Origin of the sequence: Flavobacterium flavipigmentatum, assembly GCF_020911905.1 — a bacterium.
GTDB classification, from domain to species: Bacteria; Bacteroidota; Bacteroidia; order Flavobacteriales; family Flavobacteriaceae; genus Flavobacterium; species Flavobacterium flavipigmentatum.
Map to the genome: position 1 here is coordinate 1,156,627 of NZ_CP087133.1, position 13,527 is coordinate 1,170,153.

General features: G+C 33.3%; 12 protein-coding genes. All 12 read left to right on the forward strand.

Going from position 1 to position 13,527, the window contains the following annotated elements; translation table 11 throughout:
* Positions 1-421 precede the first annotated feature (421 nt).
* The 12 genes from LNP22_RS05395 (at position 422) to lolB1 (ending at position 13,520) form a co-directional block, all read left to right on the forward strand.
* Entirely contained in the window at positions 422-859 is a 438-nt protein-coding gene (locus tag LNP22_RS05395; protein ID WP_429670530.1) for a GNAT family N-acetyltransferase, read from the forward strand.
* Positions 860-992: 133 nt separating this feature from the next.
* Positions 993-1,664, forward strand: coding sequence for a hypothetical protein (locus tag LNP22_RS05400; protein ID WP_210665337.1), 672 nt, complete (start codon positions 993-995; stop codon positions 1,662-1,664).
* A 2-nt stretch (positions 1,665-1,666) separates the two neighbouring features.
* Positions 1,667-2,788: a hypothetical protein gene (locus LNP22_RS05405; RefSeq protein WP_229975669.1), complete on the forward strand. Its 1,122-nt coding sequence runs from the start codon at positions 1,667-1,669 to the stop codon at positions 2,786-2,788.
* 27 nt (positions 2,789-2,815) lie between these two features.
* Positions 2,816-4,630 carry a phosphate ABC transporter substrate-binding/OmpA family protein gene (locus LNP22_RS05410; protein WP_229975670.1) on the forward strand — a complete coding sequence of 605 codons (1,815 nt, stop codon included), beginning with the start codon at positions 2,816-2,818 and terminating at the stop codon, positions 4,628-4,630.
* Positions 4,631-4,680: 50 nt separating this feature from the next.
* On the forward strand, positions 4,681-5,451 hold the full coding sequence (locus LNP22_RS05415; RefSeq protein ID WP_229975671.1) for an ABC transporter permease: 771 nt from the start codon (positions 4,681-4,683) through the stop codon (positions 5,449-5,451).
* Between the two features lie 2 nt (positions 5,452-5,453).
* The gene (locus LNP22_RS05420) at positions 5,454-6,284 is read left to right on the forward strand and encodes an ATP-binding cassette domain-containing protein (RefSeq protein WP_210665341.1); all 831 of its coding nucleotides are present in this window, start codon (positions 5,454-5,456) and stop codon (positions 6,282-6,284) included.
* Positions 6,285-6,292: 8 nt separating this feature from the next.
* Positions 6,293-7,831 carry an AAA family ATPase gene (locus LNP22_RS05425; protein WP_229975672.1) on the forward strand — a complete coding sequence of 513 codons (1,539 nt, stop codon included), beginning with the start codon at positions 6,293-6,295 and terminating at the stop codon, positions 7,829-7,831.
* 455 nt (positions 7,832-8,286) lie between these two features.
* On the forward strand, positions 8,287-9,747 hold the full coding sequence (locus LNP22_RS05430) for a lipopolysaccharide biosynthesis protein (protein ID WP_229975673.1): 1,461 nt from the start codon (positions 8,287-8,289) through the stop codon (positions 9,745-9,747).
* Between the two features lie 53 nt (positions 9,748-9,800).
* Complete coding sequence (gene dut / locus LNP22_RS05435) at positions 9,801-10,235, forward strand: dUTP diphosphatase (RefSeq protein ID WP_210665344.1); 435 nt, start codon at positions 9,801-9,803, stop codon at positions 10,233-10,235.
* Between the two features lie 84 nt (positions 10,236-10,319).
* The gene (locus LNP22_RS05440) at positions 10,320-11,336 is read left to right on the forward strand and encodes a sugar phosphate nucleotidyltransferase (protein ID WP_229975674.1); all 1,017 of its coding nucleotides are present in this window, start codon (positions 10,320-10,322) and stop codon (positions 11,334-11,336) included.
* A 39-nt stretch (positions 11,337-11,375) separates the two neighbouring features.
* The gene (locus tag LNP22_RS05445) at positions 11,376-12,728 is read left to right on the forward strand and encodes a tetratricopeptide repeat protein (protein WP_229975675.1); all 1,353 of its coding nucleotides are present in this window, start codon (positions 11,376-11,378) and stop codon (positions 12,726-12,728) included.
* A 15-nt stretch (positions 12,729-12,743) separates the two neighbouring features.
* Positions 12,744-13,520, forward strand: coding sequence for a lipoprotein insertase outer membrane protein LolB1 (gene lolB1, locus LNP22_RS05450; protein ID WP_229975676.1), 777 nt, complete (start codon positions 12,744-12,746; stop codon positions 13,518-13,520).
* Positions 13,521-13,527: the final 7 nt, after the last annotated feature.

Below are 13,527 nucleotides of genomic sequence, written 5' to 3' on the forward strand. Positions count from 1 at the left end.
TATATTCTAGCTATAATTATCCCTTTTGCTCTGTTTTTTTACGGGTTACATATCAGCTGTATTATTCCCAATGCTTTTTATTTTTTGAAGGGTCATCTTTAAGCTATCACTATCCCTTATGCTCTGTTTTTTTATGGGTTACATATCAGCTGTATTATTCCCAATTTTTTTTATATAACTACTTTTCGTAGCTTATAATTTTATGATTGTTTTCTTGTGTTTTAAACTGTCAAATATCATATGTCAAAATTGCGCAATTAACATGGTTCCCACAATACCTGCTTTTGGTGATTTTTATGTAGAATAAATTCTATTTTTCATGTATTTTTGCTAAAAATCAACGAAATAACCTACATATTCGATAATTTGGCTAAAAAACTGTTTTTTTGATTATTTTTGTTTCTACTATATTTAAATAAAAATGACAATTACAGAATTAACCACAATTGAAGAAATGATGGCTCAAATGGAGACCATAAAATTTCTATATCCAAACATTTCAAAAGAAAAATATCGTGCCTTTCTTTTAGATATGATTCCTCATAATTATACTCAGATTGGAGTTTTTGAAAATAATATTTGTTTGGGCATCACAGGATGTTGGTCAGCGACTAAATTATGGACAGGGAAATATCTCGAAATAGATAATTTTGTGGTTCATCCGGAATATCGTTCGAAAGGCATCGGAAAGATATTGACCGATTATATAGAACAGAAAGCATTAGAAATTGGTTGCAGCAGTATTGTTTTGGATGCCTTTACAGGAAATTTTGGAGCACATAGGTTTTATTATAATCAAGGTTATGTACCAAGAGGATTTCATTTTATAAAAACGCTCGATGAAAGTAAATTAACCTGATAATTAAATAGTTATCATTTTAAGTGTAAAAAGGATATATTTATCTTTTCAAAATTGGTAACTTTTTAACACTTCCTACGTATAACATTTAACAACCAAAAAGTTATTAAAAAAAATTCACTAACCAGATACAATGACAAAAGAAAGTTTTAATTGGAAGAGCCTCTTTATTAATGAAGAAGCCGTTAAGTCGCAAGAATCAACTACAGTTCAGTCGTCCAGTCCAGCCGCGACGGCTCCTAGCAACAAATTTCCGGCGCATACAGAATCGTTTCCGACAAATTCCTTGACAAATCCTTTTTTGAATGAGATTTTTGAAGTGTATGATAAAGGCTTCGAATCATTGAATGAAGCAGGTTTTGATTTTTTTGAAATGTATAAATCTGTAATGGCTGTTGGACCTACAAATCCGCAAAGTTATCAGATGGCGTTTACAATGGGAAAAACGATAAAACCTGATTTGACAAAGGAGTTTCTTTTACAAAAGGGAAGTTTTTACATTGCTGAAATTGAAAAAGTGTATGCCAAATATGATACTATAGGTAAAAGCAAAAAGACAGAATTAGACAATAATATTACCAAAGAAAAATATAATTTATCTAAAAGTATTGCAGAACTGGAAGCCAGAATTTTAGAGCTTCAGAAAGAATTAGAAGCTAAAAAGGTAGAGCTTCAAAAAATTGATCCTATTAATATGGAGCAGCTTTCTGAAATTCAATTAAAAATGGATGCGAACAATTTAGCAAAAGAAAGAATCTTAACATCAATCAATACTGTAATCACAGGAATTAATCAATATTTGTAATAATGGATAAATACGAACAAGAAAAGAGTACACTTTTAGCACTTCCAATTCTAAAACATTTTGATGAGTCTAAAGGAGAAATTGCTTTAAAATCAGGCGTGCTTAAAAAAGGAGAAAAATCATTATTTTTAGCTTTAGCTTTAGGTTTATTAGGTGTTGGAGGTTATTTGATCTGGACCTATATTATTCCGCCATTATTTACGATGCTGGGTCAGGCAATCGCTTTATCTGCAACGGGTGTATTTTTGGTTTTTCTGGTTATGATGGCTCCGGTAATTATGAAGGCACTTCGTTTTACTACAAAAAACCTTCATAAAGCATTAATTCAGAGCAATCCTTTTAATGAGTTGGAAGAGCAAAAACAAAAAATGATCAAAAACCGTGAAGTTTTTAAAAATACTAAAGCCAAGCTGAAAGGTCTTAAAAACGAAATGGAGATTGAAGCCAATAAATCTGAAAAAGAGGCCAAATCATTTCAGGAAGATGTTCTGAGTTTGCAACGTCAGTCTGAAAAACTTAAATCGGCCATGGATGAAATGGTTAAGATTAATGGTATCGCTGCAAAAGATACCGATGAGTATGTAGCTTTACAAAGTGAATTAGCAAAAAAATTAAGTGATTCTCAACGTGTTTCTACTCAATACGAACAAAGTAAAAGTTTCATCCAAAAATATGGTGTTCGTGCCAATGTTTTGGGTAAGATGGACAGAAAGTTAACTTTGGCAGGAACCGCTATCGATATCAAGATCGCTGATTTTGATGTAACAGTTAAGATGCTTCAGAAGGAATATGAGTTTGCCAAAAATGCTAAGGAAGCTACCGAAAGTGCCAAAAGCGCTATGTTGTTTACTAAGGATTGGGAATTAGAATACGCTCTGGAAGTGGTAACGTCTACGATCGCACAGGATATTGCCAAAACATCTGAAAATTTGATTGATATTGATGCCTTGACTTCTAAATATTCTGTAGATAATGATGAGCTGTATTCAAGATTAGATTCTTTGGCAGATGAAATAAAAACGGGGGACAATACCATTCCCGACTCAACAAAATATACAAGTCCAAATTATAAAATGACCAAAGAAGATAAATTGTCTGGTGGTGGTTTTGGAGATATTTTTTAATACAATAAATTTAATTTTATACATAAAATGGGAAAAATTTTAAGAACAGAAAAGTTAACAACGTTTTCTGAATTAATTATCGTTATTGCTGGAATTGGTGCAATTTTAGGAGGTGTGTATTATTTGTCTCCAGGGATTAAAACGGCTGTTTCTAAACAATTAAACGGTATCGAACTAAACCAGACAGATGTTAATAATGTAACCAATGCTGAAAAAATTGCGTTGCCAACTACAGAACTATCTTCTGAAGTTTCAGGTAAACCTTTGGTAAGAATTGCTGGTTATGCCTGGAATGCTCAATCTGGGATTATCGTTTCTAATGGTGGTCCAAAAACAACCAAAGGTTCTTTGATGGAAAAAAACGGAGTTAATCTTGAGATTATTCGTCAAGACTGGCTTTCGGAATTGCGTAATATGCAAATGAAGTTTATCGAAGAGTTTGACAAAGGAGAAGCTTTTCCTACCTCAGACAAAAGTGCTTTTGCGGTTATGATCATGGGAGATGGTGCGCCATTTTATATTAGTTCTGTTCAGAAATCATTAGACGAAAAATACGGAAAAGACAAATACCATTTGCAAGTTATGGGTGTTGTTGGGATGAGTTATGGTGAAGATAAATTAATCGGACCACCCAACTGGAAATCAGATCCAAAATCAATGAAAGGTGCTGTAATTTCTGCAGTTCTTGGAGATGGTGACTGGGTTACAACGGTAAACTATTGTTTTGCAAACGGATTGAAAGTAAACCCAGATCCGGCAACTTATGATGCGGATGCAGTAAATATTTATCCATCTGAAAATGATGATTATATCAAATCGGCAGAAGAATTGATAAAATCGCAAACCACAGGATGGACCGTTACTTTGAAAGAAGTGGTAAACGGAAAATTGACAGGGAAATCTGTAAATAGAAAAATTGATGGTTGCGCTACATGGACACCTGGTGATAAAACAGTTTTTGATAAATTGACTGGTTTTGTAGATATTGTTTCTACAAAAGAATTCAATAACCAGATGCCAACAGCACTTATTGGTGTAAAAGAATGGGCTGTAAAAAACCCAGAAATTGTTTCGAATATCTTAAAATCGGCATTGACGGCTTCTAACCAAATGAAAAATTATGAAGATTGGAAAGTGAGAGCTTCGCAGGCAATTTCGGATACTTACAAAATGGAAACTCCGGATTACTGGTATAAAATGTTTAAAGGACAACAAGGTACAAAAGGCGGTTTAACTTATAACATGGGTGGTTCAAAAGTATTCAACTATGCAGATGCAATGCAATATTTTGGATTATCAGATGGTGTAAACAGATACAAATCGGTTTATAATCAAGTATCGGGATATTTAACAGAGTTGAATCCGTTTGGATTTAATGAAAATGTAGGTGCCGTAGTTCCTTACGATCAGGCAGTGAATTTATTTTTCTTAAAAAACATCAACGACATCGAATCGACTTCTGCAGATAAAGCAGATTACAGTAATCAAGCTACAGAGGTTGTGGCTTCTGGAGAATGGAAAATTAATTTCAACACTGGAAGTGCAGAAATTTCTAATTCGTCTAGTAAAGAGGTAGAAAAAATTTACAATCTTTTGGTTCAGGCAGAAAACACAAAATTGACTGTGGTAGGGCATACCGATAATGTTGGAAATCCAGATTCGAATTTAGCGTTATCAAAAAGCAGAGCCGAAGCCGTTGTAAATTACTTGAAACAAAAAGGAATTCCAGCCAACCGTTTTCAAATGGTAGATGGAAAAGGCCAAAGCGATCCAATTGCAGACAACAATTCTGCTTCTGGAAAAGCGTTAAACAGACGAGTGGTTATTACATTCTTAAAATAATAATTTAAATATTGAAGGCTATCTTTTGGGTAGCCTTCTTCTATATAAATATGATAAAATATTTTACTCCCTTTGAAAAAATTTCAAAATTCCAGAAAACAATCATCTTAATAAGTTGGCTGGTACTTTTGATTGTTATTTGGTTTGCCACCACAGCTGGCGAAAAACATTTATTTCCTTCTCCGGGTCAGGTTCTCAAAGGTTTTACAGAATTGTACAAGGAAGGGTTGGTGGTTCATATTTTCAATTCGCTGCAATTGTGTTTTATTTCGATTTTTTTAGCAACGATAATCTCTTTATTATTTGCTTACACATGGCCTATTCCAGCATTAAAATCTATCGCTGAGTTTATCACCAAATTTAGGTTTTTGCCTTTTACGGGACTTTCGTTTTATATTACGATGGTTATTCACGAAGCGCGAACCATGCAGGTTTGGATTTTGGTAATTTTCCTGACCACATTTCTCACCACCTCTTTAATTGCCGTAATTAAGGATATTCCACAAGAGGAATTTGATCATGCAAAAATGCTAAAATGCAACCGTTGGGAAGTACTTTGGCAGGTTATTATTCTGGGAAGATTAGATTATGTTATAGACGTGATCAGACAAAATCTTGCCATCACTTGGATGATGCTGGTTACCGTAGAATCTATTGTAGTAGCTTCAGGAGGATTAGGTTTTTTAATAAAAAACTCTGATAAATTCATGAACACCGGAAGAATTATAGCACTTCAAATCATTATTTTGTTAATAGGGCTTGGCTTAGATGCGGGAATAAATTTCTTGAGAAAAGCGATATTTAGATATTCAAAAATATAACGATGAAACACGAATATAAAGAGACGCTTTTGTATGTAGAAAATCTTAGCGTTGCATACGATAATACGGTAATTATAAAAGACATCACGCTTATTGAGAAAGATGTAGTTCGCGAAGGCGTCCATTGTACAGGACAAGTGATTGCTTTTGTGGGAAGATCTGGTAGAGGAAAATCGACTTTTTTTAAAGCTTTGACAGGACTTGTTCCTACTAATTCTGGGAAAATATTAATTCGTGATTTCGAAAACAAAGAACCCAATGCCGCCAAATCGGTCAAAGAGGGAGATATTGGTTTTGTAGATCAGAAGTATACGTTGTTCCGACATAAAACGGTTACAGAAGCTTTAAAATTTTCGCTTAGAAAAACGGATTTATCGGCTACAGAAAAAGACGAAAAAATAAAACGATACCTGAAAGAATGGGGACTAGAAAATTGTGCAGACAAATATCCAAACGAACTTTCCGGCGGTCAAAGACAAAGAACGGCTATTATCGAGCAATTATTTTCTTCCGATCAATTTATTGTTTTGGATGAGCCTTTCTCAGGATTAGATGTGGGGAATATCGAAGAAGTCAAAAAATCTTTCGAATTGTTGAGTAATTCTTCTGATTTTAATACCGTAATTTTTTCTACGCATGATATTGAATTAGCGATTGAGTTAGCACAAACAATTTATGTGATAGGATATCCGACCATTAATGGTAAAAAAGAACATTACGGAACAATTGTAGCCAAATATGATCTTCGAGACATGGGAATGGCGTGGAAAGAATATTGTGACGATCATCAAAAATTAGCAAAGGAAATTATTCATCAAATGATGATTTCTTAAATCAGAATATGTCAAAAAAGAACAATCCAATATCGATTATAGAAGAGTCTTTTTTGTCTCTGAAAAAATATTTAGAGACAAATATAAATCCTAATGAAGCCGTTTTTACGGCTTCATTTGTTACCAATTTGCATAAAGAAACTTTGAGCATTCTTGAAATTTGTACTGTTTTAAATCAGGATGCAACATTTATTCAAAAAATAAATCAAGAGGTAAATCCACTTAGATCCAAAGGACTATTGTTCAAAGTAGAACACTTTTTCCTTTCGGATATGATTGCGCTTTATGATCAAGAGTCTATTAAAAAAAGTGAAAAAGCTCAGTTTGTTTTGGCGTATTATTATGATGTTTTGCGTAACAATCATTTTGCCAATGAAAATTCTATCAACGAGTTGAATCAGTTGGTTTTTACGGAAGACTTTAAGAAACATCTTCTAAAAATAAAAAAGGAAAACACAATCATTACTTCAAATTCAAACCAACAAAAAAGCAAGTATTTATTACCTGAAGCATTGGCAGAACAAAACCACGATAAGTTGAAAGAAGTGCTGGTAAAGTATCAAAATTTCCTTCATTTTGCTTTTGATAAAAAGTTCGAAAACACAACTGATTTTAATGTTTTTTTAGGTTTAAATTCAAATAAACCAAAAAGCAAGAACAAAGAAGTCGATAATTTTCCGGAAGAAGACACACTCGAAAAAGTACTTGAAGAGTTGAATCAATTAGTAGGTTTGGCAGCAGTAAAAAAAGATGTTGGCGAGCTTATTAATTTATTAGAAATACAAAAAAAGCGTTCAAAACAAGGGTTAAAAAATGTAGAAATTACGTTGCATACCGTTTTTTTAGGCCCTCCCGGAACAGGGAAAACCTCTGTAGCGAGGCTTTTAAGCAGAATTTTTAAGCATTTAGATTTTTTATCAAAAGGCCAAATGTACGAGACAGATCGAGAAGGTTTGGTTGCGGGTTATGTTGGGCAAACAGCTACAAAGGTCGATGCTGCTGTAGAATCAAGTTTAGGAGGAGTTTTATTTATTGATGAAGCGTATGCGCTGACTCAAAATGCATTTGGGAATGACTATGGTGCCGAAGCCGTAAATACTTTGCTGAAAAGAATGGAAGATCATCGGGACGATTTGGCGGTTGTTGTGGCAGGTTACACAGAACCCATGAAAATCTTTGTAGAATCTAATCCGGGATTGCGCTCTCGTTTTAATAGATTTTTTTATTTTGATCATTTTTCGCCAGACGAATTATTTCAAATTTTCGAATCGTTTTGTATCAAATCAGATTTTATTGTTTCTGAAGATGCAAAAGAGAAACTTAAAGACACTTTTGAATTACTCTACGCAAAAAAAGATGAAAGTTTTGGAAACGCCAGAGTGGTGCGAAATCTATTTGAAAAATGCATTCAAAATCAAGCGAATAGAATTGTAAAACTTAAAAAAATCAGTAACAAGACTTTAAAAACTTTGACAGAAGAAGATATTCCAGAACCAAAAGAAACAGAAAAAAGTATTGGATTTGGTACTAAAGAAGAAAATTTATAAAATGGTGATTCTCGAAATATTCACAATCGAGAATCACAACCATTTTATAAATAGTCTGTAGCATTTTATTACTACTTTGCTTTGTCTTTTATGGGAACAAACTAGCTTTATTAGTCCCAGGGCTCTGTTTTTGTGGAGGGTTACACATCAGCTGGCATCAATCCCTATACCGCAAATTTAAGGGCAAACAGCTGTACATCAGTTATACAATTGATAGGGTTTGTTATAGATTTCACATTTGAGTCCAAAAAAGTAATTCAAATGTAATTTTTAAATTTTTTATTTAAATTATTTTTAAGATTAGGAATCAAAAGAGGCTTTTTTATCTAAATTTCAAATAAAAAATACTTGACGTAATAAAATTTTCATAACTCTTTGTTTATTGGATCAACAAATACGGTAATAAACCAAAGAATTGGTTATTTTTGTTTTTGCAAATTTTATTACAATTTATTTTGGGATTATATAAAAATCTATTCAAACAAACAGCCATTTACGGATTAGCAACGGTTTTACCAAGAATGCTAAGTTTTTTATTGGTGCGATTATATACAGGAATTTTACCTACTGCAGAATATGGCGAAGTTTCGATTGTTTTGTCCTGGATGGTTTTTTTCAACGTAATACTTTCTTACGGAATGGAAACGGCATTTTTTCGTTTTTACAGTGCCGAAGACGATAAGAAAAACGTAATTGCAACGTCTACCATTTCTATATTTTGGTCGTCCATTGTCTTTTTGTTTGTTGCCTTAATTTTTAGAAATACCCTGGCCAGCTGGGCAGAAGTCGATGTGCAGTTTGTCACTTATTCAATCTGGATATTGGTTCTGGATGCATTGGTTTTAATACCTTTTTCAAAATTAAGAGCCAACCAGAGACCGATGATGTATGCCGCCATTAAAATTGGTAATGTCATAGTCAATCTTTTGCTGAATATATTCTTTTTAATGTATTTGCCTAAAATCGCAGCAGAAAATCCAAATTCTGTTTGGGATAATTTATACGTCGAAAATTTTCAAATAGCGTATATTTTCATTGCAAATTTATTGGCAAGTTTAGCCACTTTTGTGGTGCTTTCGCCAAATTATCTTTATTTGGGAAGAAAATTTGACCCTGTACTTTGGAAGAAAATGATGAAATATGGTCTACCTATTTTGGTTGCCGGAATTGCCTTTGCTGTAAACGAACATTTTGATAAAATTCTTTTAGGATATTTATTGCCCGAAAATTTGGCAAAATCAGAGGTCGGAGCTTATTCTGCCTGTTATAAATTGGGGCTTTTTATGGTTTTGTTTGCAACGGCTTTCAGACTAGGGATCGAACCTTTCTTTTTTAGTCATTCAAAAAACGAAAATGCGCCTCAGACTTATGCTGTCATTACAAAATATTTTGTGATTTTGGGTTCTTTGATTTTATTGGGCGTGATCGTTTTTGCCGATATTTTAAAATATCTTTTACTTGATAATAAATCGTATTGGGAAGCCATGAAAGTAGTGCCGCTCATTATTTTGGCCAATTTCTTTTTAGGAATTTACAACAACTTATCGGTTTGGTACAAACTTACAGATAAAACTAAAATTGGTGCTTACATATCTATTGTGGGAGCAATCGTTACCTTATTATTAAATTACATTTTAATTCCAAAATACAGCTATTATGGCTCGGCTATTGCTACCATTTCTGCTTACGGAAGCATGATGTTAATTTCGTATGTCTTAGGAAATAAATATTATCCCATACCCTATGATATGAATAAAATTGGGGCTTACTTGGGGATTTCAATTGTTTTTTCGGCTATTTCTTTTTATGGATTTAGAGAGAATTATTTCGTTGGAATTCCGTTATTATTAGGCTTCATGTATTTTGTGTATCATAACGAAAAAGAAACCATCAAAGGAATTATGAATAGAAAGTAATCTTGATTTTTTTAGAAATTAAATTTTGCTTTTTTATCTTTTTAAAATAAATAATGAAAATACAAATTATCAACAAATCGCAACATCCCTTGCCTAATTACGAAACTATTGCTTCGGCCGGAATGGATTTGCGCGCCAATTTATCAGCATCAATTACTTTAAAACCACTAGAAAGAGCCATTGTAAAAACAGGACTTTTTATAGAATTGCCAATTGGTTATGAGGCGCAAGTACGACCAAGAAGCGGATTGGCGGCAAAAAAAGGTGTTACGGTTTTAAATTCTCCGGGAACTGTTGATGCAGATTATAGAGGCGAAATAGGTGTAATTTTGGTAAATTTATCAAATGAAGATTTTGTTATCGAAAATGGAGAAAGAATCGCACAGTTGATTATTGCCAGACACGAAAGAGCAGAATGGTTGGAAGTTGCAGAACTTTCTGAGACCTCAAGAGGCGAAGGCGGATTTGGAAGTACCGGAGTAAAATAGAAATTAATAATGAAGACAATCGATGATTGAATGATTTTTTTAAATCTTTTAATCATTCTATTTTTTTAATCTTATAGAAAAAACATGAAAATAATTGTTCCAATGGCAGGCCGCGGATCAAGGCTTAGACCACATACTTTAACCATTCCGAAACCATTAATTCCGGTGGCTGGTAAATCAATAGTACATCGTTTAGTCGAAGATATTGCTAAAATATTAAAAGAACCAATAGAAGAAGTTGCCTTTATATTGGGCGATGAGGCTTTTTTTGGAGATGATCTTGTCGCAAGTTTAGAAGAACTGGCAGGAAGCCTAGGTGCAAAAGCCTCTATTTATCGTCAGGATTTACCTTTGGGTACAGGTCACGCCATTATGTGTGCGAAAGAATCTCTTTCTGGACCAGCAGTTATCGCTTACGCGGATACATTAATTAGAGCAGATTTCGAATTAGATCCGGAAGCAGATGCTGTAATTTGGGTAAAACAAGTTGATCAGCCGGAAGCTTTTGGTGTGGTAAAACTGAATTCGAATAACGAAATTATTGAATTGGTCGAAAAACCAAAAGAATTTGTAAGTGATTTAGCGGTAATCGGAATTTATTATTTTAAAGAAGTAGAAGTTTTGAAAGCAGAACTTCAGAAAGTTTTGGATAATAACATTCAAAACGGAGGAGAATATCAGATTAATGACGGAATCAAAGCTATGATGGCCAACGGAAAAGTGTTTAAAACCGGTAGCGTAGACGAGTGGATGGATTGCGGAAACAAAGATGTAACTGTTGAAACCAATTCGAGAATGTTAGGTTTTCTGCACAACGATGGAGAACATTTGGTTGATTACGATGTAACATTAGAGAATGCTACCATTATTCCACCATGTTATATTGGAGAAAATGTTGTGTTGAAAAATACCACAGTCGGACCCAACGTCTCTATAGGAAAAGGTTGCCACGTTACAGACAGCACCATCAAAAATAGTTTGATACAAACGTTTGCTAAAATAAAAAATGCTAACTTAGACAATGCCATGATTGGAAATCACGTAAGTTATGATGGCAAATTTACAAGTATTAGCATCGGAGATTACTCGGTTTTAGAATAAAATAAAATTAATTTTTTGTTTAATGAATAAAGTTTAAAAATGATAAAAAAGAGCGTTTTTGCACTATTATCTTTTGTTTTGCTTGGCAACACAGCATCGGTTTTGGCACAGACAGAACCCGAAGATATTGCCATGCTTTCGGATGAATATCAAGACTCTTTTTATGAATCATTAAAACAAAAAGGAATTGAAAATTACGATAAAGCAATTCTTTCGTTAGAAAAATGCATCCAATTAAAACCCAATGACGCCGTTGCTTATTTTGAATTAGGAAAAAATTATTTGTGGTTAAAAGAGTATCGAAATGCACATATTTCGTTTGAAAAAGCCACGCAGTTAAATCCGAAAAACAAATGGTATTGGTTAGGAATTTACGATGTAAGTTTTGAAACTAAAAATTATCCTTTGGCAATAGAAACGATTCAAAAAATTATTCCTTTTGACGAAGAATACAAAGACGATTTGATTTCGTTGTATATGATTACGAATCAGTTTGATAAAGCACTTGTGGCAATTAACGAAATGAACGATAAGTTCGGAAAATCGGAAGATCGCGAACGGTACAAAATGCAAATTTTGTCGCAAGGAAAATACAAGAATGCCGAGATTGATAATTTGATTGCTCAGATAAAACAAAATCCGAAAGAAGAATCCAATTATGTCAACTTGATTTTTTTGTATTCGAAAAATAATGAAACAGACAAAGCTGTAGAGGTAACGAAACAATTGGCCAAAGAAATTCCGGATTCTGAGTGGGCACAGGTGAGTTTGTTCAAAGTATATTTAGATCAAAACGAAGCAGACAAAGCGATCAAATCGATGAATACTATTTTGTCAAGTTCAAAAATTGATTCAAAAATAAAACATAGAACGCTGAACGAGTTTTTGATTTATGTGAATAAAAATCCGCAGTACGCAGCAGATTTAGAAAAAGCTATTGGTTATTTTGATAACGATAAAGAAGTAGATGTTGCCAAAGAAGTGGGTAAATTTTATCATAGCAAAAATCAGTTAGAGAATGCGATTAAGTATTATGAGAAAGATTTAAAAACAAATTCAGATACCGATCGAGAAACCAATTTGTTACTGCTTGAGGTGTATGCAAAAGCAAAGCAATTTGAGCCGATGACCAAAAGAGCGATGACTATGATAGAAGTATATCCGAGTCAGCCACAGTTTTATTATTATGCAGGTTTAGGGAGCAATCAGTTACAACAATTTAAAAATGCAAAAACCGTTCTAGAAATGGGATTGGATTATGTTGTAGAGGATATCATACTAGAAGCCAACTTCAATATTCAGTTGGGAGAAGCTTATAATGGGCTGGGGGATGTCAACAAAAAAGAGTTTTATTTTTCTAAAGGCAATGCATTATTACAACAAAAAAAGTAAAAGAATAGATTTTAAATGAAAAAATATATAGCAATATTATTGGTTACTCTTTTTATGATTTCTTGCAAATCAAAAGCAGTTGCGGTGCAAAATAACACCAATGCAGAGCCGACCAAAATAGACAACAAAGTAGTAGAAAAGCATTATGAAAACAAGTTGAATTTTAATAGTTTATATGTTAAGGCGAGTGCTAAATATGAAGATGAAAAACAAAGCCAGAATGTAACAGCCGAAATAAGAATCAAAAAAGGAGAACAGATTTTGGTGAGCGTGCGTTTCTTAGGCATTACGATGGCAAAAGCTTTGATCACACAATCGACGGTAAGTTATTACGAAAAAATTAAAGGCACTTATTATGAAGGCGATTTTAGTAGTTTAAGCAAATGGCTTGGTACCGATTTAGATTATGTAAAAGTAGAAAATCTTTTGCTGGGTGAAGCTTTGGATGATCTGAGAAAAACAAAATATACACAAACCATTGTAGAAAATCTTTTTCGATTAGAAGATGAGAAAGAAGCCGATTTGAAAAAAGTGTTTTTTATCGATGCCGATAAATATCTGATTCAGAAAGAGCAAATTTCAAAACCATCAGAAAATATGATGTTGCAAATTGCGTATGCTGGCAGTAAAGTTTTTGAACAAGGGACGTTGCCAACAACTATCGAAATCAATGCTATTCAGCCCAAAGGGAAAACAGATATAAGTTTAAATTATAACACTATTTCGTTTAATGAAGAGCTTACTTTTCCGTACAGCATACCAAGTGGTTACAAGAAAGTAATAATTAAGTAAATTTGCA